This window comes from Streptomyces sp. NPDC087440 (assembly GCF_044744005.1).
Classification (GTDB): Bacteria; Actinomycetota; Actinomycetes; order Streptomycetales; family Streptomycetaceae; genus Streptomyces.
Map to the genome: position 1 here is coordinate 443,648 of NZ_JBIUXN010000003.1, position 24,346 is coordinate 467,993.

The window sequence follows — 24,346 nt, forward strand, 5'->3', positions numbered from 1 at the left end:
CCCCGGCAGTACCCGGCAGTGCCCGGCCACGGACGTCCGGGCCTACAGGTCGAGGACGAGCCGGGGCCCCTTGCAGCGGGAGACGCAGATCATCATGGTCTCGTTGGTGGCGCGTTCGGCGTCGGTGAGGACCGTGTCGCGGTGGTCGGGGACGCCGTCGAGCACGTCGGTCTCGCAGGTGCCGCAGGTGCCCTCGGTGCAGGAGTAGAGGACGTCGACGCCCGCCGAGCGGACGGCCTGGAGGACGGTGGTGTCGGGGGCGACCGTCAACGTCCTTGCTGAGCGAGCGAGTTCCACCTCGAAGGACTCGGCAGCGATTTCCGTCTCTACGGGCTGGAAGCGTTCCAGGTGGAGGGTTCCGGGCGGCCAGGTCGCGGCGTGGTGGGCGGCGATCGCGTCCAGGAGGGGGGCCGGGCCGCAGCAGTAGACGCGGGTGTCCGGGTCGGGGTCGGCGAGGGCGGCGGGCAGGTCGAGCAGGCCGGTCTCGTCGTGCGGGGCGATGCGGACGCGGTCGGGGCCGTAGTGCGCCGTCAACTCGTCGACGTACGCCATGGATGGGCGGGTGCGGCCTCCGTAGAGGAGCGTCCATGGGGCACCGGAGGCCTCCGCCGCCGCGAGCATCGGGAGCAGCGGGGTGATGCCGATGCCCCCGGCGACGAAGCGGTAGCGGGGTGCGGGGTGGAGGGGGAAGTGGTTGCGGGGGCCGCGGACGGTGACCTTTGCGCCGGGGGCCAGTTCGTGGTGGACGTACACCGAACCACCGCGCCCCGACGGCTCGTTGAGGACGGCGATACGCCAGGCACTGCGGTCGGCGGGGTCGCCGCACAGGGAGTAGGTGCGGGTCAGGTCCGGGGTGAGGACGAGGTCGATGTGGGCGCCGGGCTCCCACGCGGGGAGGTCGGTGCCGTCCGGGGTGCGGAGGGTCAGCTCCCGGACGCCGGCCGCGATCAACTCGGCTCTCTCCACGGCGAGTTCCAGGTCGTACGTCGTCATTGGTGTCCTTCGGGGTGGGACAGCATCCAGTCCCACATCTCGACGGGGTCCTGGGCGGTGTGCTCGGCGCCGCAGTGGCAGGTGCCGTGCAGCCGGTCGGTGCCGGGGAGCCAGTGGATGCGGTACACCTTGCCCGGCGTATCGCTGCCGGTCATCGCACCGTCTCCACCGGCTTCGCACCCTCTTCGGCGAGACGGGCCAGGATGCGGCGGGCGGCGAGCGCGCCGGTGTCGATATTGATGCTGAGCTCCTGGTGTCCGGCGGGCTCGGTGGCCAGGGTGCGCTGGAGGAGGTTGAGGGCGTTGACGTCCTGCATGACGACCTCGTGGTTGAAGTCCCGCAGGAACGCGGTCACTTCGGGGTCGCCGGTGGCGAAGTCGCGGCTGACCGCCCAGAAGTCGTACACCTTGCCCTCGCTGGACGGGGTGATGGCGTACGTGATCTCGGTGTGGAAGGCGTGCGGGTCGGTGCCGTCCGGCTCGGGGAGGGCGCCGACCGGGGCGATGCGGCTGTGCAGGAGGTAGAGGCAGGGGGCGGTGTACTCGATGTCCTGCCAGCGGGTGATGCGGCCCTCGATGCCGGTGGAGCGGGCGTAGAAGGGCGGGCACTCGGCGTCGTCCATGTGGCGGCTGACACGCACGATGCCCGCGTCCTCGTCCACCTCGGTGGTGATGGGGGTCTCGGCGACCTCGGGGGTGCCGATGTAGCCGCCGTGCAGGTAGGTCTCGTGGGAGAGGTCCATGAGGTTGTCGACCAGGAGGCCGTAGTCGCCGTCGATGGGCTCCATGCCGGTGACGGTCGTCCAGGCGGGGTCGGCGAGGTGGCGGGCGCGCGGGATGGCGCCGGAGTCGGCGAGTTCGCTCGCGCCGATCCAGATCCAGATCACGGCGTCCTGCTCGACGAGGGGGTAGGAGGCGACACGGGCGGTGCGCGGCACGCGCTTCTGCCCGGGCACGGAGACACAGGTGCCGGTGGTGTCGTACGTGAAGCCGTGGTAGCCGCAGACGATGCGGTCGCCGTCGAGACGGCTTTCGGAGAGCGGGAAGCGCCGGTGCACGCAGTGGTCGGCGAGGGCGACGGGGGTGTTGTCGTCCTCGGTGCGGTAGAGCACGACGGGCTCACCGAGGATGGTGCGGCCGAGGAGTTCGCGGCCGACCTCGTGGGCGTGGGCGGCGACGTACCACTGGTTGCGGGCGAAGGGGGTGCTGGCGGAGGTCATGCGCTTACGTTCGTGACGCGGGCCACGTTCGGGCAAGGCGAATTCCGTCAGGCGGAAGCGTCATCTGCGTACGGTTGCGGCTCGGGCTGTTCATGCGGGACCCGTTCCGGCTGCCAGCCCAGCGCCCGGGAGATGCCGCGCGCGGCGAGGCGTACGGCGGGTATCAACGCCGGTACCTGCGCGCCCTGTTCGGGCACGACGACGGAGACGGCGGCGACGACCGCGCCGTCCGGACCGCGCACGGCGGAGGCCACGGAGAGGGCGTCGTCCGTGACCTGACGACTGCTCACCGCACAGCCGGTGCCCCGGACTTCGGCGAGCACGCGGCGCAGGCGGGCCGGGTCGGTGATGGTGTACGGGGTGAACGCGGCCAGCGGGCGGGTCGCGTACGTCTCCTGGAGCGCGGTGTCGCCGTGCGCGAGCAGGGCCAGGCCGACCCCGGTGGCGTGCAGCGGCCAGCGGGCGCCGACCCGGGTGCGTACCCCTACCGCGGAGCGGCCGGACAGCCACTCGATGTAGACGACGTCCGTGCCGTCGCGGACCGCGAACTGCACGTTCTCGTGGGTCGCCTCGTACAGGTCCTCCAGGAAGGGCAGCGCGACCTGGCGCAGGCCGAGGCCGCGCGGGGCGAGGGCCGCGGTCTCCCAGAGGCGGAGCCCGATGTGGTACGTCCCGGCCGGGTCCCGCTCCAGCGCGCCCCACGCGGTGAGCGCGCCGACGAGGCGGTGCGCGGTGGTGAGCGTGAGGGCGGCCCGCTTGCTGATGTCGGTCAGGGTGAGGGCCGGGTGCGCGTGGTCGAACGCGGCGAGGACGGCGAGGAGGCGGGCGGGGGCGTCGCGGGGCGGGGGTTTGGCGGTCACGGGATCATCTGATCACCGGGGGTGCCGGGCAGGGCTTCTGCGGAGGGTTCGGCGTGACACGGAGGCACGCCTGAGGCCCGGCGGCAATCCGCCCCAAACCGCCCGGAGACGGTCATCGAGCTTGCGTTCGAGGGTGGTTCGCATGGTGGGATGATCACATGCGACCCCCCACACGCATGACCGCTCACCCCGACCGACCCCACGACGACGGCACCTGGACCGGCCTCCCCCACGACGACCGCTCCGGCACCGGCTCCCCCACCGGCAACCGCCCGCGCAACCCTTACGAGGAGCTGGCCCGCCTCGCTCCCCCCGAGCCGGACTACGCCGCCTACGAGCCCGACGAGCGGCTGCTCGGCCTCGGCCTGAAGTCGGACGACGACGAGGACGACGACGCGTGGCAGCCGCCGAACCACCGGGGCCGCAGCCGTTTCGGCGCGATACCCGTGGTGTTCAAGGTGGCCGTGACGCTGGTGGTCGTCTGCGCGTTCCTGCTGCTCGGCGACCGGTTCGCGGTGATGTACGCACAGGACAAGGCGGAGGAGAAGCTCAAGGACACGATGCATCTGGCGACGCGTCCCGAGGTCGACATCCACGGCTTCCCGTTCCTGACGCAGGTCTTCGACAAGCGGCTGGAGCGGGTCGACGTGGCGGTCCCGGACGTCGCCGCCGACCGGGTGTCGATCGCCGAGGTGCGGGCCACCGCGCACGACGTCAGCATCGTGGGCTCGCTGCCCACCTCCATCCAGGGCGCGGTCATCGGCAGCGTGGACGGCGACGTCCTGCTCTCCTTCGACGACCTCAACCGTGAACTCGGCTCCTCCCAGGCCAAGTTCAAGAAGGACGGCGAGAACCGCATCAAGGTCAGCGGCGAGATCCCCGTCGCCGGGACGAAGGTGCTGCTCGGCGCGGAGGCGCACATCAAGCGCGACGGCGACCAGGCGGTGTCGACCACCATCAGCAACATGCGGGTCGACATCCCCGGCCTGGTCACCTACCGCCCGGGCAAGGACCGCGCCACCTCGGGCCTGCGGCTGCACCCGCAGGCGGCGGCGCGGCTCGCCCGGGAGGGCGCGAAGATCAAGTCGCTGCTGGCGGTGCCCGCGGTGGTGGACCGGCTGGGTGTGCCGAAGGAGTGGGTGAAGAAGGCGCTGCACAGCGAGGCGGAGCTGCACCGGCTGACCGGCTCGCCCCGGTTCGTACAGCAGTTGATGAAGCTCAACCTGGTCGATGTCGTGGTCGACCACCCGTGGCTGCTGAAGAAGGTGGGGATCGACCCGAAGATGATCGCCTCGCTGCTCGCGATGCGTCCGCCGGAGCTGTCGGAGAAGCTGTCGATGTCTTTCCGGCTGCCGAAGACGCCGGGCGAGCTGCGGCTGCGGGACGTCAAGGTGGAGCCGGAGGGCATCCGGGCGGACCTGAACGGGACGGGGCTGACGTTCGGGGACGTGGCGGGCAAGTAGGCCGCGTGAGTGCGGGGCCAGGCGCGGCCGGGCAAGGAGGCGGGCCGCGCGCGTACGGGGCCGGGCCGCCGCAAGCACACCGTCATCGTCGTCGGCACAGGCGGGCCGCGCGCGTACGGGGCCGGGTGCGGCGGCGCGCCCGGCCCCGTACGCGCGCCCCGGGGGGCGTTCGCAGGGTCCGGCGGGTCGGGGCCTTCGCGCGCTCCGGGGGCGAGCGGACCTCTTCCAGCGGCCCACCCACCCGACGCGCAGTGCAATTTCACATATCACTCCTTGACCTCCGCACCCGCTCCGGAGACGATCTCCCCATGCCCCTGGAACCCCTGAGCGACCCCTTCCTCGCCCTCTCCGCCCGCACCGCCCGCTTCTCCTACGGCGCCCCGCGCGCCGCCGCCTTCGCCGACGGCGGGGCGCTGCTGTTCTTCCTGCGCTCCGCCGGGCCCACCGACCCGTACGACGACCTGTGGGTCCTCGACACCGCCACCGGTGAGGAGCGGCAGCTCACCGACTGCCGCACCCTGGCTCCCGGCGGCGGCGAACCGCCGCTGGTGGAGCGGCAGTTGAGGGAGCGCATCCGGCTCGTCGCGGCTGGGATCGGCGGGTACGCACTCTCCGGGGACGGCCGCTTCGCCGTCTTCGCCCTGTACGGCCGCCTGTTCCGCGTCGCCACGACGCCGGACGGCAAGCCGCAGCCCCAGGAACTGCCCACGCCCGGACCGGTCTTCGACCCGCGCCCGAACGCCGACGGCTCACGGATCGCGTACGTCAGCGAGGACCGGCTGTACGTCGTGGACTGCGACCGGGACGTCACCGCGCAGGTCTCCCCCGAGGACGGCGCCCGCTGGGGCATCGCGGAGTTCGCGGCGGCCGAGGAGCTGGGCCGCTCGCGCGGGCACTGGTGGGCGCCGGACGGCCGGACGCTGCTGGCCGCCCGGGTGGACGAGTCGGCGCTGCCCCGCCGGGACTACGGCGGCGAGTTCGCGTACCCGCAGGCCGGGGGCCCGAACGCGGACGTGCAGCTGTGGGCGCTGGGCGAGGGCCACCCCGTACGCCTGGAGTGGGACCGGGCGGCGCACCCGTACGTCACGGACGCCGGGTGGGAGTCGGACACCGAGATCCGGCTGACCGTGCAGGACCGGCTTCAGCGCGAGCTGCTGTGGCTGGCGGCGGACCCGGCGTCCGGGATCACCCGGGTGCTGTCGCGGACGACGCACGCACTGTGGGTGGAACAAATCCCGGGCACACCGGCCGCGCTGAAGGACGGTCGGATTCTGACGCCGGGCGAGACGGTGGACGGCGGGGCACAGACCCTGCTCGTGGACGGAGAGCCCCTGACCGGTCCCGACCTCAACGTACGTTCCTTCGCGGGCGAGTTCGAGGGCTCACTCGTCGTGGAGGCGGCTTTTGGTGAGCCCGCCGATCAGCACGTCGCTGTGGTCGACCCGGAGAGCGGCGCGGTGCGTGCGCTGACCGAGGGGTCCGGGGTGCACGCCGTCGTGGTGTCGGCGGGGGCGCTGCTGATCGTGTCGGCCGTGCCGGGTGAGCAGGTCCGCCGTACGGTACGCACCTCGGGCGGGCGGGAGCGGGAGCTGCGCAGCCTCGCCGAGCCGTTGCCGTACGCGGTCGCGCCGCGCTTCGCCCGGGTCACCGCGCACCGCCTCCCGACCCAGGTGGTGCTGCCGCGCGGGCATGTCGCCGGGGAGCGGCTGCCCGTACTCCTGGATGTGTACGGCGGTCCGGGCGCGCAGGCCGTGACCAGCGATCCCCGGGGGCAGCAGCACCGGCAGTGGTGGGCGGACCAGGGCTTTGCCGTGGTGACGGTCGACAACCGGGGCACCTCGAACGTCTCGCCCGCGTTCGCGCACGCCATGTACCGGGACTTCTCCCGCATCACGCTCGACGACCAGGTGGCGGCCCTTCGCGAACTCGGCTCGCTGTACCCGGAGTTGGACCTGACCCGGGTGGCGGTGCGCGGGTGGTCGTACGGCGGGTACCTGGCGGCGCTAGCGGTGCTGCGGCGGCCGGACGTGTTCCACGCGGCGGTGGCGGGAGCGCCGCCCACCGACTTCCGGGAGTACGACACGGCGTACACGGAGCGGTACTTGGGGCTGCCGGAGGAGAACCCCGAGGTGTACGACGCGGACTCGCTGCGCGGTGACGCCGCGGGGCTGAGCCGTCCGCTGCTGCTGGTGCACGGGCTCGCCGACGACAACGTGCACCCGACGCACACGTTCCGCCTCGCGGAGGCGCTCACCGAGGCGGGCCGCGAGCACGAGGTGCTGACGCTGCCGGGGGTCTCGCACATGACGCCGGGCGGGGTGCGGGAGCAGCTGATGGAGCACGATCTCGCGTTCCTGAAGCGGGTGTTGTAGGCGGCGCGGGTGCGCCGATCCTCGCTTCTCCGCCGGATGCGAGCATGCCGGGGGCCCGGCCCGACCTGAAACGGGCCGGGCCCCGAGTAAGGGTGCAGGGTGGTGCCGGGGAGGTGCGGGGGGTGCTAGCGGCGCAGCGGGCCCTCGCACGTGTAGTCCGCGGTGCCGGCCCGGCCGTCGGTCCAGACGTCGACCTTGCCGAAGGAGCAGTTCATGTCGGCGAAGTTGTTCGCGGCGGGCTTGGAGCGGTCGAGCAGGTAGTAGTCGACGGTCTCGGACATGTCCTTGAACACCTTGCTCGGCTCACCGGAGTTGCTGAGGTTCGCGGTGATCCGCCCGGTGCACACGAAGCGGGCGAGCTCCTTGCCGCCGTCGTCCTTGCAGGCGGTCGGGTCCATGTAGGTGGCGGTCTTGAAGGCCGCCTTCACGTCGGCGACGGCCGTGAACTTCAGCGAACCGACCGGTGTGTGCTGGGTGTTGGGCACGAAGAGCTGGTCGACGATGGCGATCTGCTGGTCGAGGAAGGCGTCGTAGCCGCGCTGGAGGTTGGCGTCCGCACCCTGCTGGTTGCGCCAGGCGTCGTAGGCGGCGACGTCGTTGGCGCGCAGGTACCGGTACATCTCCTGGAGCTTGGCCGGGTGGTCGCGCCACAGGTACTCGAAGAAGGTTCCGGCGTACGAGTAGAAGCGGAAGCCGTCGCCGTCGTAGGTGGCGTGCAGGAGCTGGTTGACCGTCATGCGCGGTCCGCCGCCGGAGGTGTCGTTGATGATGTCCTCGACGAGGGACTGGCGCACCGCGATGCCGTTGTCGCGGGTGGCGCCGTCGAAGAACTCGCCGGTGCCCTCGTCCATGGCGGTGGTGCGGTCGTTCTGGTACCAGGGGCCCTCGCCGAAGGAACCGGGCACGGCGAAGCGGCCGTTGAGGTAGTGCGTGTACTCGTGGCGGAAGAGCTCTTCTAGGGTGAGCGAGGAGTCCTGCGGGACGCGGCGCTGGTAGGTGTAGAAGGTGGCGCCGCGCTCGATGTAGATGCCGCCGTTGTTGGTGTCCATGCCGGTGAGCAGCGGGTGGTAGTTCTCGTAGTCGGCCCGCGAGCCGTACAGGACGATGTTGAGGGTGGTGTTGGTGTCGCCCGCGAGCGGCTCGGTGGTGCCGATCACCCGGTGGAACTGGGCCTTGACCTGCTTGGACGCGTAGTAGAGCTGGTCGACGGTGGCACGGTCGAGGCCGGTGCGGACCTTGATGGCTCCGTTGTCGTAGGTGTAGGTGTACGGGAAGATCTTCTTCTCGATGTCGGCCTTGCAGACTCCGTACTGCTGACACGCGCCGAAGTAGTTGAGCCAGGTGGCGACCTTGGCCCAGGGCTGGCTGCCTTCGCCGAAGTTCTGCTTGGTGGTGGCGAGGAGGGTGCCGAGGTCGGCGACGATCGCGGTCTTCAGCTCGGGTATCTCACCGAAGCGGCCGTACTCGCTGAGCGCGTCGCGCACGACCCACTCGTTCTCGCTGCCCTTGAGGTGGGTGTAGCCCGCGAAGGCCTTGAAGGCGTTGCGGTACGTGGCATCGGCGGCGACCGCGCTGCGGAAGGCGGCGTCCTGGTTGCCGGAGTACACGCCGAGGTAGTTGAGGGAGAGCGCGGACAGGGCCGCACCGGCCCAGTCGCGGTCCTTGTGGGTGGCGGTGTGGGCGGGATCCATGGTCGCCAACACCTTCTGGATCAGGCCCAGTTGATGCTGGCGCAGGCCGGGGGCGCTGCCTGCGATGAGCGCTTCGCGCAGGGTCTCGGCGTTGGCCCTGGTGACGTCGAAGGTGCGGGCTGCGGTGCCGTACGCGGCGATCGCGCGGCGCATCGCGTCGACGGTCGGGGCGTCCGTGATGTCGATCTCGGTGCGCGAGAAGTCGTGGTAGGCCACCGCGTGGAGGTAGGTGAACATCTCCAGCAGGTTGCTGTTGTTCTTGCCGTCGTGGGCGGCGGCGAGGGATTCGGCGCGCCGGGACACGGCCTGGACGTGCGCGTCGGACATGACGGGGATCAGCCGTGCGTCCCAGGTCCAGATGAGGTCGCGCAGACAGCCGTCGGCGGTGACCGCCTTGTCGGCGAGGAAGTCGGCGAACTGAGTGGGGTTCAGTCCGGTGATGCCGTCGAGGGTGCACGGGGCGACGGCGGCTCTCAGCTGTCTCTGCCCGGTGGCCTGCGCCGTCTCGCCGGCCTTGACGGCCTTGGTCTGGGCGCCGGGTATGCGCCCGTTCTTGGTGACCGTGCGGGGTGCGGGTGCCGGGGCGGGCTTCGTGGACGTCGGTGCGGCGGCGAGGCGCTGGACCTCGTCGAAGGGGTTGGCGCCGGGCTGGGCCGCACGGGGCTGCGGCTGGCGGGCGGTGTCGGAGGAGGTGCTTGCCGAGGGGGGAAGGGGCGCGGCCTGGGCGGACTGGAGGACCGGAAGCGTGAGAGTGGCGGCGAGGGTGGCGGCCAGCAGGATCCTGCGCGGCATACGCGGGTGTGACACCTGGATCTCCGGATCTGTGTGGGGAGTTGAGGGGCCGGTCCGACGGTCGCCGTCGACTTCCGCACCCCGAGGTGTGACCCGTAACATAGTAATGTGAAATTGCACTGACAAGACTTCAGACAACTCTCCTGCCCCCGGAGGCGAAAACGTGACCTCGCACCCCCAGCGGACCGCCCAACTCCGCACCGTCAGCCATGATTTGCCGGTTTCTCCCGCCCTGGATTCCTTCATGGGCGAGCGGTGGGCGCCCTCTGCGCCGCCCTCTCCGGCGCGGGTTCCGGGCTTCGAGCATTTCGCGGGGCGGCGGGCGCGACTGGCCGCGCTCTTCCCCGGCGAGCAACTCGTCATTCCTGCCGGGGAGTTGCAGGTGCGGTCGAACGACTGCGACTACCGCTTCCGGCCGTACAGCGCGTACGTGTGGCTGACCGGGCTGACGACCGAGGACCAGCCGGGCCAGGCGCTGGTGATCCAGCCGGACGGGGAGGCGGTGCTGTACGTACGGCCGCGCTCGCCGCGTGCGGACGGGCGCGGCGAGTTCTACCGCGACCGCCGGTACGGGGAGTTCTGGGTGGGGCGGCGTCCCGACCTGGACGAGGCGGCGCACCTGACGGGCATCCGGTGCGCGCACCTGGACGGGCTGAAGGTTGGGGCGGAGGCGCGGATCGCGGGCAGTGACACCGAACTGACCACGGCGCTCGCCGAGTTGAGGCTCGTCAAGGACGCGTGGGAGGTGGGCCAGATCCAGCTGGCGGTCGACCACACGGTGGCCGGTTTCGAGGACGTCGTACGGTCACTGCCGACGGCACTGGCGCATCCGCGCGGCGAACGGTGGATCGAGGGGGTCTTCAACCTCCGGGCCCGGGCGGAGGGCAACGGAACCGGCTACGACACCATCGCCGCGTCCGGCGCACACGCCTGCGTCCTGCACTGGATACGCAACGACGGCCCCCTGGACCGCGACCAGCTCCTCCTGCTGGACGCCGGTGTGGAGGCCGACAGCCTCTACACGGCCGACATCACCCGCACCCTGCCGCTGTCAGGGCGCTTCTCGCCGGTGCAGCGGCAGGTGTACGACCTGGTGCTGGCCGCGCAGAGCGCGGGCATCGCGGCGCTGAAGCCGGGCGCCAGCTTCCGGGACTTCCACCGGGCGTGCTCGCAGGTGCTGGCGGAGGGGCTGCACGAGTGGGGCGTGCTGCGGGTGACGCCGGAGGAGTCGCTGCGGGCGGACAGCGGGCTGCACCGGAGGTACTCGCTGTGCAGCTCGGGCCACATGATGGGGCTGGACGTGCACGACTGCGCCCACGCGAGGGCGACGCAGTATCTGGACGGGGTGCTGGAGGAGGGGCAGGTGCTCACCGTCGAGCCCGGGCTCTACCTCCAGCCGGACGACGAGACACTGCCGGCGGAGCTGCGGGGCATCGGGGTCCGCATCGAGGACGACCTGGTCATCACGGCGGAGGGGGCGCGGCTGATGTCTTCGGCGTTGCCGCGGGAGGCGGATGCGGTCGAATCCTGGATGGGCGACCTCCTCGGCTGAGGGGGGCCACCCCGGGCCCCCACCCAAGGGACCCGCTCCCCCATCGCCCCCTTGGACCCCACTCTGCACCCCCCTTGGGCCCCGCCCCCCTTTCCCCTGAGCGCCCCCTTGGGCGGCGGGGCCACCCTTCCCTCCCTTCCCCCCAGCCCCCTTGGGCGGCGGGGCCACCCTTCCCCCCCAGCCCCCTTGGGCGCCCTCCCTCGCTTCCCCCCGTAGCCCTCTTGGGCGGCGGGGCCGCCCCCCGGGGGCGGGACGGGCGGGCAAGGGGGCGGCCCCTCCCGCTCCCGGCCCAGCCCGGTGCCGCCCCTGGGCCCAGCCCCCGCACCGGACGCGCGTCCAAAGAGGCCCGGCCCGCCCCCGTACCGGACACGTCAACCCCTGCCGCTCAGGCAGAAGAGGCCCCGGACCCGCCCCTTTCCCTAAAGCGCTCGCCGCGCGGCTGCCCAGGGTTCCCCTGCGGGTGCGTCGTGGCTGATCGCGCAGTTCCCCGCGCCCCTGACGGGGCACGGATGAGCAGCCCGGTGCGGGGAAGCGGGGCGAGGGCCTGGACGGAGGAAGCGGAGGCCTAGCGTTCGGACAAGGGTGCCGGGGCCTCCTGGACCACCCACCCGTTCCCGTCCGGGTCCCGGAAGTAGGCCCAGGAGTTCCACGTGTCCCCCTTCCCCTCCTCCCACCCCTTCTCCCCCAGGTGCATCACCGGGCTGATCTCCACCCCGCGCCCCGCCAGCTCCTCCCGCCCCGCCACCACGTCCACCACGCACAGCTGCATGCCCTGGAGCGACCCGGGCTCCGCCGTCGAGGCCCACTCCGACGGCGGTGTCATCCCCTCCGTCAGCACGATCGAACATCGCGACCCCGTCGGCGTCAGCTGCACGACCCGTGCCGTCTCACTGAGCTGCATGTCGAGGTCGACCTTGAATCCGCACTTCTCCGCATAGAACTCCTTCGCCCGGTCGACGTCCGAGACGGGAACCATGACGACTTCGAGGGTCCATTCCACGGGAATCTCCTCCGTTGGGCGGAACGCCGCAGACGGTAGAAAAGCGGCGTACCAGGATGGGAGTCCCATCCTGGTACGCCGCTCTGCCCGCCGCTACAAGAACAGCGCTATCGCGCACCCAGCTTCCGGGCCGCCGGCTGCCGGGCCTCCACCGGTTCGTCCCTGGCCTGCGCCCACAGCGACCTCACGTGTCCCAGGTGCCTCGCCATGCACGCCTCCGCGGCCTCCGCGTCGCCGGTCAGCATCAGGTCGAGGAGTTCGACGTGTTCCTCCGCCGACGGCAGGAGTTCGTTGCGCTCGTCGAGGCGGTTCAGTCCGTACAGGCGCGAGCGCTTGCGCAGCTCCCCCACCGTCTCCACGAGCCTCTCGTTGCCCGCGAGGCCCAGCAGGGTCAGGTGGAAGCGGCGGTCCGCCTCCAGATAGCCGATCAGGTCGTGCTTGCGGGCCGTGGCCACGATCTCCTCGGCGACCGGACGCAGCGCCTCCAGTTCCTCCCGGGTGGCGGTCCTGGTGACCTTGCCGACCACCGGCACCTCGATGAGCGCGCGGATCTCGGTGTACTGGTCGAGGTCGCGCTCGCTCACCTCGGTGATCCGGAAGCCCTTGTTCCGTACAGGCTCCACCAGGCCCTCGCGCGCCAGGTCGAGCATCGCCTCGCGCACCGGCGTCGCCGAGACGCCGAAGTCGGCGGCGAGACCCGGCGCCGAGTACACGGAACCGGGCCGGAGCTCGCCCGCGATGAGCGCCGCGCGCAGGGCGTTCGCCACCTGGTCGCGAAGTCGTTCCTGTGCGGTGATCAGGTGGCGCTGCTGCTTGAGTTCACCCATGGCGGCCCTCCGTGTTGCTGCGGACTGCCAGCGTACAATGTCACGTTGCGCTGTCGGTGGCCCGGTGGAGCGAGTACGTACGCGTCGAGGTGTAGAAGTCCAGGGCGCTGCGGCCCTGTTCACGCGGGCCGTGGCTGGAGGACTTCGTTCCGCCGAAGGGGAGGTGGAAGTCGACACCGGTCGATGGCGCATTGATGCGGATCATGCCCGTGTCGAGCGCGTCGAGTCCGTACAGGGCGGTGTCGAGGTCGGCGGTGTGCACGGAGGTGACCAGTCCGTGCGGGACGGCGTTGGCCATCCGTACGGCCTGACCGAGGTCCTCGGCGTGCAGCAGGGCGGCCACGGGACCGAACACCTCCTCCCTCAACAGCGGGTGGCCCGAGGGTACTTGCTCGACGAGGGTGGGCTCCACGAACCATCCCTCGTCGTGTACGGACCTGCCTCCCGCCAGCACGGTCACGTCGCGGGTGGCGTCCAGCACCGCGCGCCGCGCCCGCTCCGAGATCACCGGGCCGCACACGGTGCCCGGGTCCGCCGGGTCGGCGGCCGGGATCGCGCGCAGGGCGTCCACGAGGGCTTCCCGCAGGGGCCCGAGGGCGGCGCCCACGGCGATGACGCGGCTGGTGGCGGTGCACTTCTGGCCCGCGTATCCGGCGACGGCGGCGGCGATGTGGGCCGCGGCCCGGCGCGGGTCGGCGTCCGGGAGGACGAGTGCGGCGTTGAGGCCGCCCATCTCGGCCTGGACGGGGATGCCGCGCGCGGTCGCGGTGCGGACGACGGCGCCTCCGGTGACGGTGGATCCGGTGAAGGAGACGACGTCGGCGGCGGAGGTGAGGGCGTTGCCCTCGGGCGCTCCGCCGGGGACGAGCGTGAACACGCCGTCGGGGAGGGCCTGTTGGAGGAGTTCGGTGAGGCGGAGAGCGCAGGCGGTGGCTTCGGGGGCGGGCTTGAGGACGACCGCGTTCCCGGCGGCGAGGGCGGGGGCCGCCTTCCAGACGGGGATGGCGAAGGGGAAGTTCCACGGGGTGATCAGCCCGGCCACCCCGTAGGGCCTGCGCCGGGTGAGGAGCAGGCCGGGTCCGGCGGCGGGTTCGTGGACGGATCCGGTGGTGTCGTACGGGAGTTGGGCGTAGTAGCGCAGGATGGCGACGGTGCGCCCGACCTCGGCGCGGGCCTCCGCGAGGGGCTTGCCCACCTCTCGTACCGCAAGCAGTGCCAGTTCCGCGCCCGCCTGCTCGACGGCCTGTGCGGCGGCGGTGAGCGCCTGCGAGCGGGCGGCGGCGCCGGACGCGTACCAGGCGCGGTGGGCGTCGCGGGCCCGGTCGGTGGCCTCGACGGTGCGCCAGGTACCCGTGCTGGGGACGTCGGCGACGTGGTCGGCGGGGTTCGCGGGGTTGCGGGAGACGACGCGGGCGGAGACGAGTGTGCTCGTCACAGGAGGAACCCTCCGGGGAACGGGTCGGTCGGGTTGAGGAAGTACTGCGCGGTGCCGGTGATCCAGGCCCGTCCGGTGACGGTGGGCACGACCGCGGGGAGGCCGCCGACGGTGGTCTCCTCGATGAGGCGGCCGGTGAACTCCGTACCGATGAAGGACTCGTTGACGAAGTCGCGGCCGATCGGGAGTTCGCCGCGGGCGTGCAGCTGGGCCATGCGGGCGGAGGTGCCGGTGCCGCAGGGCGAGCGGTCGAACCAGCCCGGGTGGATGGCCATGGCGTGCCGGGAGCGGACGGCGTCGGAGCCGGGGGCGGCGAAGTAGACGTGCTTGAGGCCGGCGATGCGGTCGTCCTCGGGGTGCACGGGCCGGTGCGCCGCGTCGGCGTTGACGGCGTCCATCAGGGCGAGCCCGGCGGTGAGGATGTCGTCCTTGCGGGCGCGGTCGAAGGGAAGGCCGACCGCGTCGAGCTGGACGAAGGCGTAGAAGTTCCCTCCGTACGCCAGGTCATAGGTCAGCGTGCCGAGTTCGGGCACGTCGATCTTGCGGTCGAGGGCGACGCTGAAGGCGGGGACGTTGGTGAGGGTGACCCCGGTGGCGGCCCCGTCCGTGACGGCGACGTCGACGGAGACGAGACCGGCGGGGGTGTCGAGGCGGACGGTGGTGACGGGTTCCTGGACCTCGACCATGCCGGTCTCGACGAGGACGGTGGCGACGCCGATGGTGCCGTGGCCGCACATCGGGAGGTAGCCGGAGACCTCGATGAACAGAACGCCGTAGTCCGCGTCGGGGCGGGTCGGCGGCTGGAGGATGGCGCCGCTCATGGAGGCGTGGCCGCGCGGCTCGTACATCAGGAGCGTGCGGACGGCGTCCCGGTGCTCGGCGAAGTGCAGGCGGCGCTCGGCCATGGTGGCGCCGGGGATGGTGCCGACGCCGCCGGTGATGACGCGGGTGGGCATCCCCTCGGTGTGGGAGTCGACGGCGTGGAAGACGTGACGGGTGCGCAACTGGGCCTCCGTGGCGGCGGGTTGGGGGTGCTCGGTCAGCGGTGTCCGTCGGCGATCAGCTTCTCGGTGACGGCGCGCACGACGGACGCCAGCTCCTCGGGGAGCGGGAAGCGCGGCGGTCGGGTGGGGCCGCCGCGCTCGCCCACGAGGTCCATGGAGAGCTTGATGGACTGGACGAACTCGGTCTTGGAGTCCAGCCGCAGCAGCGGGTGCAGCGCACGGTAGAGGGGCAGCGCGGCCTCCAGGTCGCCGGCGACGGCGGCCCGGTAGAGGGCGACCGAGGCGTCGGGGAGGGCGTTGGGGTATCCGGCGATCCAGCCGACGGCACCGGCGAGCGCGAGCTCCAGCAGGACGTCGTCCGCACCGATCAACAGGTCGAGTTCCGGGGCGAGTTCGGCTATCTCGTAGGCGCGGCGGACGTCGCCGCTGAACTCCTTGACGGCGACGATGCTGCCGTCGGCGTGCAGGTCGGCGAGGAGCTGCGGGGTCAGGTCGACCTTGGTGTCGTACGGGTTGTTGTACGCGACGACGGGGACCCCGGCGCGGGCGACCTCGGCGTAGTGGGCGCGCACCGCGCCCTCCTCCGCACGGAAGGCGTTGGGCGGCAGCAGGAGGACGGAGCCGCAGCCCAGTTCGGCGGCGTGCTCGGTCCAGCGCAGGGACTCGGCGCTGCCGTACGCGGCGACGCCGGGCATGACGCGGTCGCCGCCCGCGACCTCGACGGCGGTGGCGACGACGCGGGCGCGCTCCTCGTCGGTGAGGGTCTGGTACTCGCCGAGGGAGCCGTTGGGCACGACGCCGTCGCAGCCCGCTTCGAGGAGGCGGGCGACCTGGGCGGCGTAGGTGTCGTAGTCGACGGTGAGGTCGTCGTGGAAGGGGAGCGTGGTGGCGACCATGATGCCGCGCCAGGGGTGGCGGCGGGGGGTGGCCGTGCCGGGGGTGCCGGGCTGGGGTGCGGTGACGTCGTTCGTGGCGTTCATGCGAGGACTCCCTAGTGTGGTGTGTGACATTTTATTGAAGTGCGGATCGATCCGGCAAGAGGGCAGGGGGACGAACTGCGCACGCTGTGCGGCCGGTTGCTCAGTCCTCGGCCAGTTGTCCCAGCGTGACGGGGCAGGCCAGGGGGCGGCGAGGGGCGGTGTCGGCCTCGCCTCCGGTCAGGCGGGCGACGGCGGCACCGCACATCCTTCCCTGGCACCAGCCCATTCCGGCGCGGGTGAGGAGTTTGACGGTACGGGCGTCACGCGCCCCGAGTTCGGTGACGGCCTCGCGCACCTGCCCGGCGGTGACCTCCTCGCAGCGGCAGACGTCGGTGTCGTCGCCCAGCCAGGCCGTCCAGCCGGGGCGCGGTGCGTGGGCCAGGGCCATGGCGTCGGCGAAGCGGCGCAGCCGGTCGCGGCGACGGGCCCGGGACACGCGCCCGGCCCCCTCCCTCCCGGCGATGTCGAGCGCGGCCAACTCCCCTTCTATCAGTGCCAGTTCGGCACCGCCGACGCCGCCGGTCTCGCCGGCCGACCAGACGCCGGGCACGGTGGTGCGCTGCCGGTCGTCGACGACCAGGGCGTGGGTGCCGTCGGGGGTGAGGCGGGTGGCGCAGCCGATGCCGGTGGCGGGTTCGAGCTGCGGGGCGAGGCCGTGGCCGACGGCGAGGGCGTCGCAGGGGATCCGGGTCCCGGTGCCGGGTACGGGCCGCCAGTCCCGGTCGAGGCGGGCGACGGTGACGGCTTCGACGCGGTCCTTGCCGTGCACCTCGATGACGGCGCTGCGCGTGCGTACGGGTATGCGGTGCCGCAGCAGCGCGGCGGCGTGCACCGCACCCTCGGCGAGCTTGCCGGGGTTGGCGGCGAGGGCTCCGGGACGGCGGGCGTACCCGACGTAACCGCTCGCCTCGACGACCACGGGCACCTCGGCCCCGGCGGCGGCGAGCGATCCGGCGACGGCGAGCAGCAGCGGCCCGCTTCCGGCGACGACGATCCGCTGTCCGGGCAGGACGAGCCCGGCCTTGAGCATGGCCTGCGCGCCACCGGCCCCCACGACTGCGGGCAGGGTCCAGCCGGGGAAGGGGAGTTGGCGTTCGTACGCCCCGGTGGCGAGCAGGAGTTTGGCGGCCCGTACGGTACGGCGCTCATCGGCGCCGTCGGGCCCGAGGGCGGCGTGCACCGACCACTGGCCCGCCGCGCCGGTGACGGCCCAGACGTGGTGTTCGGCGAGGTGGACGACGCGTCCGGCGGCGACGAGCGCCTCCAGGCGCGCCGCCCGGTCGGCGTACGCCTGCCAGGCGTGGTGCAGGGCCTCGGGGCGGCGGGCGTTGAGGCCGGGGGCGGGGTGCCGGTAGAACTGGCCGCCGGTGCGCGCGGAGGAGTCCAGCAGGGCGACCCGCAGACCGAGCCGCCCGGCGGCAACGGCGGCCGCCAGCCCGGCGGGCCCGGCGCCGACGATCGCGAGGTCGTAGGGGGTGTCGGCGGGGTCGGGATCGCCCTGCGGGGTGACCGCGGGGTCGCGCGGGGAGAGGGGGAGGTCCTGCGGGGTGACCGCGGGGTCGGTGTCGTCAGACGGCGAGGTCGGCACGCCCGGTTCCTTCCTGGGTGGTGACGGCGTCGCCCGGCCGGGCCGGGACGAGGCAGGCGCGTTGATTGGGGCGGGAGTTGACGGTGGCGAGGCAGTCGTAGCAGGAGCCGATCCCGCAGAAGGCCCCACGGGGCCGGCCGTCGCGCCGGGTGGTGCGCCAGGAGAGGATTCCGGCCGCCCAGAGGGCGGCGGCGACGCTCTGCCCGGGAAGGGCGGGCAGGGGCCGGCCGTCGAGGGTGATCTCGAAGGGGGGACCGGGGGCGGCGTGGGCGAGGTCGAGGGGGGTGCGGGGGGCGGCGCGGGGCGTGCGGGTCATGGCCAACCTTTCGGGTGGGGCTCCTCCTCCGTACGAGGGGCCCGGGTGGGGTGACGGGGGCGTGGGCGGGATACCGGCGGAACGTCGTGGGGCGGGCACGTGGGTCCGGTGTGCCGGGCGTCGGCACGGGGTGGACGCCGGGGCCGGGCGCGTGGACCAGGTCGCGCAGGCCCGGCGCGCGCGGGCGAGGGCGCGGGCACGGAGCGAGCGCCAGGCCGGAGCACGCGGGCCAAGACCCTCTGAGCCGCGCCTTCGTACGCTGAGCGCATGAGCCGGGCCCACCCGGTCCGTGCCCGTGCGTCGGGCCTGCCCAGACCGGGCCCGTGCGTCGGGCCTGCGCAGACCGGGCCCGTGTGCCGGGCCTGCACGGGCCGAACCCCCCTCCCCGAGCCCGACACACGGCCGAGCATGGGGGCCGCGCGCCTGGGCCGGGGGCACAGCCACCACCCCCGCCCCCGCCGTCACTCCACCCCCGCCCCCACCCCGAACCTCTCCGGGCGGAAGGCCCCTGCCAGTTCCGGTGTTCCGCCCGCGAGTGCGCTCGCCACGAACAGGCCGGTCGCGGGCGCCAGCCCGACCCCCGCCCCCTCGTGCCCGCACGCCTGGAAGAGGCCCGGCACCCTCGCGTCCGCCCCGATCGCCGGGAGATGGTCCGGCAGGTACGGCCGGAACCCGTGGTACGTCCGCATCACCCGCACCCCCTTCAACACCGGGAACAACTCCCCCGCCTGCCGCGCCAGCCTTCGCAGCACCTCCACCGACAGCGACCGGTCGAACCCGACCCGCTCCCGGCTCGCCCCGATGAGCACCGGCCCGGCGGCGGTCCCCTCCACCACGGCGGAGGTCTGGAGCGCGGCGGACCCGCTGGCCACGTCGGCGACGTAGTCGGCCGCGTACACCTTGCGCCGTACGACGCGTGGCAGCGGCTCGGTGACCAGCACGAATCCCCGCCGGGGCAGCACCGGCAGCTCGACGCCGGCGAGGGCGGCGATGCGGCCGCCCCAGGTTCCGGCGGCGTTGACCACGGCGGGGGCGAGGATCTCCCCGCGCGGGGTGCGTACGCCGCGTACCGCACCGTCGGGCCCGCGCAGGACGGCCGTGACCTCCTCGCCCAGCCTGAGCTGCGCGCCGGAGGCCCTGAGCAGGTGGGCGGCGGCGAGCGCGGGCTGCACCTGGGCGTCCTGCGGGTAGTGGACGCCACCGGCGAGGCCGGGGGCGAGGTGGGGTTCGAGGTCGTGCAGGGAGTCGACGTCCTCGCAGGTCACGCCCGCCTCGCGCTGGGTGGCGGCGAAGGCGCGCAGGGCCGCGAGCCCCGGCTCCGCGGCGGCCACGACGAGGCCGCCCTTGGGCTCGTACTCGATCCGCTCGGGGAATTCCTCGGCCAGCTCGCGCCACAGTCTCGTGGACAGCAGCGCGAGGTCGAGTTCGGGGCCCGGCTCCTTGTCGGAGACGAGCAGGTTGCCCTCGCCCGCGCCGGTCGTGCCGCCCGCGACGGGGCCGCGGTCGACGACGACGACGCTCAGGCCGGAGCGGGCGGCATAGAAGGCACAGGCCGCGCCGACCACACCGGCTCCGACGACGACAACATCAAAGGGGCGTCTCGTGAACACGCCAGTAATATGTCACACAACACTTGGAGTGCCAAGGGTTCTTGAGACGCCCACTTTCCAACTGTCGCTCAGCGCTCGGGGGTTCCTCCCGCCCCGGGGGTTCCTCCCACCTCGGGGGTTCCTCCTGTCCCACCCGGCTCAACAGGCTCAGGAAGCACCGCAATGCCGTCCAGCTCCACGAGTGCCTGTACGTCCCAGAGGCGGACCGCACCGATCACGGCCATCGCGGGATAGTCACGCCCGGCCAACCGCCGCCAGACACGCCCGAGTTCGGGGGCCTGCTCGCGGTAGTCGGCGACGTCGGTGGCGTAGACGGTCACCCGGGCCAGGTCGGCGGGGCCGCCTCCGGCGTCGGCGAGGGCGGCCAGGAGGTTGGTGAGCGCCGTCTCGAACTGCTCGACCAGCGTCTCCCCGACCACCTTGCCCGCCCCGTCGAGGGCGGTCTGACCGGCGAGGAACACCAGCCGGGAGCCGGTCTCTGCGACGCTGACGGCGTGCGAGAAGCCGGTGGGCGGGGAGAGTTCGGCGGGATTGTGGCGGCGGAGGTGTCCGTCGGCGGCGTCTGCGGGGGTCATCGTGCGTACAGCTCCTTCGCGATGATGGTGCGCTGGACCTCGGTGGCACCTTCGTAGATGCGGGGTGCGCGCACCTCCCGGTAGAGGTGTTCGAGCAGGTGGCCGCGCTGGAGGGCGCGCGCGCCGTGCAGTTGGACCGCCGCGTCCACCACGTACTGGGCGGTCTCGGTGGCGAAGAGTTTCGCCATGGCGGAACTCCGGGGGACGTCCGGTTCGTTCCTGTCGTACGCGGCGGCGGCCGCGTAGACGAGCAGCCGGGCGGCCTCGGTGCGGGTGGCCATCTCGGCGACCTGATGGGCGACGGACTGGAGGTTGTTGAGCGGCCCGCCGAAGGCGGTGCGGGTGGCGGTGTGCGCGAGCGTGGCCTCCAGCGCGGCCTGCGCCATGCCGACCGCGAACGCGCCCACGCTCGGGCGGAAGAGGTTCAGGGTGTCCATGGCGACCCGGAACCCCCGGTCGGGCGTGCCGATGACGTCGTCCGGCGTGACGTGCACGCGGTCGAAGGCGAGCGCGCCGATGGGGTGCGGGGAGAGCATGTCGAGGGCGGTCCCGGTGAGCCCGGCACGGTCGGCCGGCACCAGGAACGCGGTGACGCCCCGGGCTCCCGCGCCCGGTGTCGTACGGGCGAAGACGGTGTAGAAGTCGGCGTACGGGGCGTTGGAGATCCAGCATTTCTCGCCGCTCAGCAGCCAGCCGCCGCCCGCGTCCGGGGCCGCGCCCAGTTCCAGGGCCGCCGCGTCCGAGCCCGCGCCCGGCTCGCTGAGCGCGAATCCGGCGACCAGGCGGCCCTCCCGTACCCCGGGCAGCCAGCGTGCGCGCTGCGCGTCGGTGCCCGCGCGGGCGACGGGTGAGGCGCCGAGCCCCTGGAGCGCGAGGGCGGTCTCCGCCTCCGTACAGCCGTGGGCGAGGGATTCCCGCATCAGGCAGAGGTCGAGCGCGCCGGAGGAGAAGAGGCGCTCCAGCAGGCCGAGTTCACCGAGGGCGGCGACCAGCGGACGGTTGAGCCGCCCCGGCTCGCCCTTCTCGGCGAGGGGGCGCAACCGTTCCGCGGCGAGCGCCCGCAGCTCCTCGCACCACTCGCGCTGCTGCGGTTCCAGGGCGAATCCGGGCATCTGCGGCCCCTCTCAGCTCGCGCACCCCGCGTTTATCGCGGACCGTTGACTGTCGTCACCGTCACGATACGCTCGGGAGGGCCCGTACCACAGGCGACCGCACTCACGCACCGCACGCCCAGCCGCACCGCACCGCACGTCCAGCCGCACCGCGCACCGCGCACTGCACACCCAGCCGCACCGCGCACCGTTCCGCCTTGTGAACACAGCACCACAGCGCCCGCATCACCGCACGGCAGGATCACCCACCCGTCAGACCGTCAGTCGCATCCCGGACTGCTCGCTGCAAGGGGGCCAACCCGTCATGGCCATGGAGCTGCACCCCTCGGCCCACACCGACACCTTTCCGCGCGACCACCTGCCGCCCGTCGAGCAGTGGCCCGAGCTCCTCTTCGAGCTGCCGGAACTCCAGTACCCCGATCGGCTCAACTGCGGCGTCGAACTCCTCGACCGCCCGCTCGCGGAGTTCCGGGCGGACCGCCCCGCCCTGCGCACGCTCACCGGCGAGGTCTGGTCGTACGGCGAACTGCGCGAGCACACCGACCAGATCGCGCACGTGCTCACCGACGACCTGGGGGTCGTCCCCGGCAACCGCGTCCTGCTGCGCGGCCCGACCACGCCCTGGCTGGTGGCCTGCTGGCTCGCGGTGATGAAGGCGGGCGCGGTGGCGGTCACCGTCCTGGCGCAGCAGCGGCCCGCCGAGCTGGCGACGATCTGCGAGATCGCGCAGGTCGGCCATGCCCTGTGCGACGTACGGACGGTGGACGACCTGGTGAAGGCGGAGGTGCCGGGGCTGCGGGTCACGGCGTTCGGCGGGGACGCGCCGGACGACCTGGTGCGGCAGGCGGCGATCAAACCGATGCTGTACGAGGCCGTCGACACGGCGGCGGACGACGTGGCGCTGATCGCGTTCACGTCGGGGACGACGGGCCGGCCCAAGGGGTGCATGCACTTCCACCGGGACGTGCTGGCCGTCGCCGACACGTTCGCACAGTACGTACTGCGCCCGGAGCCGGACGACGTGTTCGCGGGGAGCCCGCCGCTCGGCTTCACCTTCGGGCTGGGCGGTCTGGTGATCTTCCCGTTGCGGGTGGGGGCTTCGTCGCTGCTGCTGGAACAGGCGGGGCCGCGCGAGCTGTTGCCCGCGCTGGCGCAGCACCAGGTGTCGGTGCTGTTCACCGCGCCGACCGCGTACCGGATCATGCTGGACGAGCTGGCGGACCCGAAGGTCTCCCCCGACCTGAGCGCGCTGCGCCGCTGTGTGTCGGCGGGCGAGAACCTTCCGGCGGCGACCTGGCAGGCCTGGTACGAGCAGACGGGCGTCCGCGTCATCAACGGCATCGGCGCCACCGAGCTCCTGCACATCTTCATCTCGGCGGCGGACGACGACATCCGCCCCGGCACCACGGGCAGGCCCGTGCCGGGCTGGCAGGCGCGCGTGGTGGACGCCGACGGTTCCGAGGTGCCGGACGGCGAGCCGGGTCTGCTCGCGGTGCGCGGCCCGGTGGGCTGCCGCTACCTCGCGGACGAACGCCAGCAGGTGTACGTGCGGCACGGCTGGAACCTCACCGGTGACACCTATGTGCGCGATACGGAGGGCTACTTCCGCTATGTGGCGCGCGCGGACGACATGATCGTGTCCGCCGGGTACAACATCGCGGGCCCCGAGGTGGAGGACGCGCTGCTGCGCCATCCCGACGTGCTGGAGGCGGCGGTGGTGGGCCGGGCGGACGAGCTGCGCGGGCAGGTGGTCGCCGCGTACGTGGTGCTGCGGGAGGGTGTGCCGCGCACCGAGGAGACGGTGACGTTGCTGCGGGACTTCGTGAAGGCGGAGCTGGTGCCGTACAAGTGCCCGCGCGAGATCGTCTTCCTGGACGTGCTGCCGCGCACTCCCACCGGCAAGCTGCAGCGCTTCCGGCTGCGGAACGCGGGCGGGCCGTGGCCGGAGGGGGCGCTGGGGGCCGGGGTTGTGGGGGTGCCGGGGACCGGGGCTCTCGGCGTGCCGGGGGCCGGGATTCCGGGTGCGTCCGGGACCGTACAGTGATCGCGTGGCTGACCTGCACACTCCTCGCTCACTGATCATCACGCTGTACGGGGCCTACGGGCGCGGCGGTGGCCACCTGACGGGTGGCGGTGGCGTCTCCGGGGCCGGTGCCGCCGATCCGCCGATGCCTGTCGCGGCGTTGATCCGGCTGCTGGCGGCGGTGGGCGTGGACGCGCCGTCCGTACGGTCGGCTGTCTCGCGTCTCAAGCGGCGCGGGCTGCTGGAGTCGGCGCGGACGCCCGAGGGGGCGGCCGGGTACGCACTGTCCGGCGACGCCCGCCAACTGCTGGACGACGGGGACCGCCGCATCTACGCCGGTACGGAGCCGAGTCTGGCGGACGGGTGGGTGCTGGCGGTGTTCTCCGTGCCGGAGGCCGAGCGCGCCAGGCGGCACGTACTGCGCTCGCGGCTGGCGCGGCTGGGCTTCGGGACGGCGGCGCCGGGGGTGTGGATCGCGCCGGGCGGCCTGTACGAGGAGACGCGGCACACGCTGGAGCGGCTGCAACTGGCGGAGTACGTGGAGCTGTTCCGGGGCGATCACCTGGGGTTCGCGGCGACGGAGGACTCGGTGGCGCGGTGGTGGGACCTGGCGGAGATCGCCGGCCTGCACCATGCGTTCCTTCAGCGGAACGAGCCGGTGCTGCGGGGCTGGGAATCGAGGGACGCCCTGGACGACCCGGAACGGGCCTACCGGGACTACCTGTTGGCCCTCGACTCCTGGCGACGGCTGCCGTACGCGGACCCGGGGCTGCCTGCGGAACTGCTGCCGGAGGACTGGCCCGGGGGTCGCTCGGCGGAGGTCTTCGCGGGGCTCCACGCGGGGTTGCGGGACGCGGGGGCGGAGTTCGTGCGGGGGGTGTAGGGGCCCCTTCGCGGCATCGGCGGGCGGTGTTCACGGGCTCAACGGGCGCAT

At 72.9% G+C, this 24,346-nt stretch carries 19 protein-coding genes and 1 pseudogene; 5 read left to right on the forward strand and 15 right to left on the reverse strand.

Features of this window, described 5'->3' with window-relative positions:
- Positions 1-42: 42 nt before the first annotated feature.
- Genes ACIO3O_RS10165 through ACIO3O_RS10180 form a run of 4 tightly spaced genes read right to left on the reverse strand, consistent with a single transcriptional unit; the run spans position 43 to position 3,072 of the window.
- On the reverse strand, positions 43-993 hold the full coding sequence (locus tag ACIO3O_RS10165; protein WP_401744202.1) for a PDR/VanB family oxidoreductase: 951 nt from the start codon (positions 991-993) through the stop codon (positions 43-45).
- Positions 990-1,148, reverse strand: coding sequence for a hypothetical protein (locus ACIO3O_RS10170; RefSeq protein WP_401744204.1), 159 nt, complete (start codon positions 1,146-1,148; stop codon positions 990-992). Before ACIO3O_RS10170 ends, ACIO3O_RS10165 begins: the two co-directional genes overlap by 4 nt.
- Entirely contained in the window at positions 1,145-2,212 is a 1,068-nt protein-coding gene (locus tag ACIO3O_RS10175) for a Rieske 2Fe-2S domain-containing protein (RefSeq protein ID WP_401744206.1), read from the reverse strand. Before ACIO3O_RS10175 ends, ACIO3O_RS10170 begins: the two co-directional genes overlap by 4 nt.
- Before the next feature lie 47 nt (positions 2,213-2,259).
- Positions 2,260-3,072: an IclR family transcriptional regulator gene (locus ACIO3O_RS10180; RefSeq protein ID WP_401744207.1), complete on the reverse strand. Its 813-nt coding sequence runs from the start codon at positions 3,070-3,072 to the stop codon at positions 2,260-2,262.
- A 176-nt stretch (positions 3,073-3,248) separates the two neighbouring features.
- On the opposite strand from ACIO3O_RS10180, the gene ACIO3O_RS10185 reads away from it, so the two are divergent.
- A complete protein-coding gene (locus ACIO3O_RS10185) occupies positions 3,249-4,535 on the forward strand; it encodes a DUF2993 domain-containing protein (RefSeq protein WP_401744209.1) in 1,287 nt (428 codons plus the stop codon).
- A 308-nt stretch (positions 4,536-4,843) separates the two neighbouring features.
- Positions 4,844-6,907: a prolyl oligopeptidase family serine peptidase gene (locus tag ACIO3O_RS10190; protein ID WP_401744211.1), complete on the forward strand. Its 2,064-nt coding sequence runs from the start codon at positions 4,844-4,846 to the stop codon at positions 6,905-6,907.
- A gap of 125 nt (positions 6,908-7,032) precedes the next feature.
- Here the strand turns inward: ACIO3O_RS10190 and ACIO3O_RS10195 are convergent, their stop codons facing one another.
- Positions 7,033-9,390: a collagenase gene (locus ACIO3O_RS10195; protein WP_401744213.1), complete on the reverse strand. Its 2,358-nt coding sequence runs from the start codon at positions 9,388-9,390 to the stop codon at positions 7,033-7,035.
- Positions 9,391-9,553: 163 nt separating this feature from the next.
- On the opposite strand from ACIO3O_RS10195, the gene ACIO3O_RS10200 reads away from it, so the two are divergent.
- Positions 9,554-10,942 carry an aminopeptidase P family protein gene (locus ACIO3O_RS10200; RefSeq protein ID WP_401744215.1) on the forward strand — a complete coding sequence of 463 codons (1,389 nt, stop codon included), beginning with the start codon at positions 9,554-9,556 and terminating at the stop codon, positions 10,940-10,942.
- 565 nt (positions 10,943-11,507) lie between these two features.
- On the opposite strand, the gene ACIO3O_RS10205 is transcribed toward ACIO3O_RS10200, so the two are convergent.
- The 10 genes and pseudogenes from ACIO3O_RS10205 to ACIO3O_RS10250 all read right to left on the reverse strand — a co-directional run bounded on the left by ACIO3O_RS10205 (position 11,508) and on the right by ACIO3O_RS10250 (position 21,389).
- A complete protein-coding gene (locus tag ACIO3O_RS10205) occupies positions 11,508-11,942 on the reverse strand; it encodes a VOC family protein (protein ID WP_401744217.1) in 435 nt (144 codons plus the stop codon).
- A gap of 107 nt (positions 11,943-12,049) precedes the next feature.
- Positions 12,050-12,769 carry a GntR family transcriptional regulator gene (locus tag ACIO3O_RS10210; RefSeq protein WP_401744218.1) on the reverse strand — a complete coding sequence of 240 codons (720 nt, stop codon included), beginning with the start codon at positions 12,767-12,769 and terminating at the stop codon, positions 12,050-12,052.
- 40 nt (positions 12,770-12,809) lie between these two features.
- Complete coding sequence (locus ACIO3O_RS10215; protein ID WP_401744219.1) at positions 12,810-14,204, reverse strand: aldehyde dehydrogenase family protein; 1,395 nt, start codon at positions 14,202-14,204, stop codon at positions 12,810-12,812.
- The gene (locus ACIO3O_RS10220; RefSeq protein WP_401744221.1) at positions 14,201-15,208 is read right to left on the reverse strand and encodes a proline racemase family protein; all 1,008 of its coding nucleotides are present in this window, start codon (positions 15,206-15,208) and stop codon (positions 14,201-14,203) included. The genes ACIO3O_RS10215 and ACIO3O_RS10220 overlap by 4 nt, the downstream gene beginning before the upstream one ends.
- A gap of 35 nt (positions 15,209-15,243) precedes the next feature.
- Positions 15,244-16,104: a dihydrodipicolinate synthase family protein gene (locus ACIO3O_RS10225; protein WP_401744485.1), complete on the reverse strand. Its 861-nt coding sequence runs from the start codon at positions 16,102-16,104 to the stop codon at positions 15,244-15,246.
- 184 nt (positions 16,105-16,288) lie between these two features.
- Entirely contained in the window at positions 16,289-17,647 is a 1,359-nt protein-coding gene (locus ACIO3O_RS10230; protein ID WP_401744487.1) for an NAD(P)/FAD-dependent oxidoreductase, read from the reverse strand.
- Between the two features lie 109 nt (positions 17,648-17,756).
- On the reverse strand, positions 17,757-18,092 hold the full coding sequence (locus ACIO3O_RS10235) for a (2Fe-2S)-binding protein (RefSeq protein ID WP_401744223.1): 336 nt from the start codon (positions 18,090-18,092) through the stop codon (positions 17,757-17,759).
- Between the two features lie 461 nt (positions 18,093-18,553).
- Positions 18,554-19,702, reverse strand: a complete 1,149-nt coding sequence (locus tag ACIO3O_RS10240; protein WP_401744224.1) for an NAD(P)/FAD-dependent oxidoreductase — start codon at positions 19,700-19,702, stop codon at positions 18,554-18,556.
- Between the two features lie 149 nt (positions 19,703-19,851).
- Positions 19,852-20,277 (reverse strand): annotated as a pseudogene (locus ACIO3O_RS10245) (RidA family protein); the annotation flags it as partial.
- Positions 20,274-21,389 carry an acyl-CoA dehydrogenase family protein gene (locus ACIO3O_RS10250; RefSeq protein ID WP_401744226.1) on the reverse strand — a complete coding sequence of 372 codons (1,116 nt, stop codon included), beginning with the start codon at positions 21,387-21,389 and terminating at the stop codon, positions 20,274-20,276. The gene ACIO3O_RS10250 and the pseudogene ACIO3O_RS10245, both read right to left, overlap by 4 nt.
- 310 nt (positions 21,390-21,699) lie before the next feature.
- Here ACIO3O_RS10250 and ACIO3O_RS10255 point away from each other — a divergent pair, with 310 nt between their 5' ends.
- Positions 21,700-23,433 (forward strand): AMP-binding protein, encoded by a 1,734-nt coding sequence (locus ACIO3O_RS10255; RefSeq protein ID WP_401744488.1) that lies wholly within the window; start codon positions 21,700-21,702, stop codon positions 23,431-23,433.
- Positions 23,434-23,437: 4 nt separating this feature from the next.
- Positions 23,438-24,295 (forward strand): PaaX family transcriptional regulator C-terminal domain-containing protein, encoded by an 858-nt coding sequence (locus ACIO3O_RS10260; RefSeq protein WP_401744228.1) that lies wholly within the window; start codon positions 23,438-23,440, stop codon positions 24,293-24,295.
- Positions 24,296-24,346: the final 51 nt, after the last annotated feature.

Coding starts and splice junctions, on each gene's coding strand:
- ACIO3O_RS10165 (WP_401744202.1), bottom strand. CDS start 993: ATGACGACGTACGACCTGGAACTCGCCGTGGAGAGAGCCGAGTTGATC.
- ACIO3O_RS10170 (WP_401744204.1), bottom strand. CDS start 1,148: ATGACCGGCAGCGATACGCCGGGCAAGGTGTACCGCATCCACTGGCTC.
- ACIO3O_RS10175 (WP_401744206.1), bottom strand. CDS start 2,212: ATGACCTCCGCCAGCACCCCCTTCGCCCGCAACCAGTGGTACGTCGCC.
- ACIO3O_RS10185 (WP_401744209.1), top strand. CDS start 3,249: ATGACCGCTCACCCCGACCGACCCCACGACGACGGCACCTGGACCGGC.
- ACIO3O_RS10190 (WP_401744211.1), top strand. CDS start 4,844: ATGCCCCTGGAACCCCTGAGCGACCCCTTCCTCGCCCTCTCCGCCCGC.
- ACIO3O_RS10195 (WP_401744213.1), bottom strand. CDS start 9,390: ATGCCGCGCAGGATCCTGCTGGCCGCCACCCTCGCCGCCACTCTCACG.
- ACIO3O_RS10210 (WP_401744218.1), bottom strand. CDS start 12,769: ATGGGTGAACTCAAGCAGCAGCGCCACCTGATCACCGCACAGGAACGA.
- ACIO3O_RS10225 (WP_401744485.1), bottom strand. CDS start 16,104: ATGGTCGCCACCACGCTCCCCTTCCACGACGACCTCACCGTCGACTAC.
- ACIO3O_RS10235 (WP_401744223.1), bottom strand. CDS start 18,092: ATGACCCGCACGCCCCGCGCCGCCCCCCGCACCCCCCTCGACCTCGCC.
- ACIO3O_RS10250 (WP_401744226.1), bottom strand. CDS start 21,389: ATGCCCGGATTCGCCCTGGAACCGCAGCAGCGCGAGTGGTGCGAGGAG.
- ACIO3O_RS10255 (WP_401744488.1), top strand. CDS start 21,700: ATGGAGCTGCACCCCTCGGCCCACACCGACACCTTTCCGCGCGACCAC.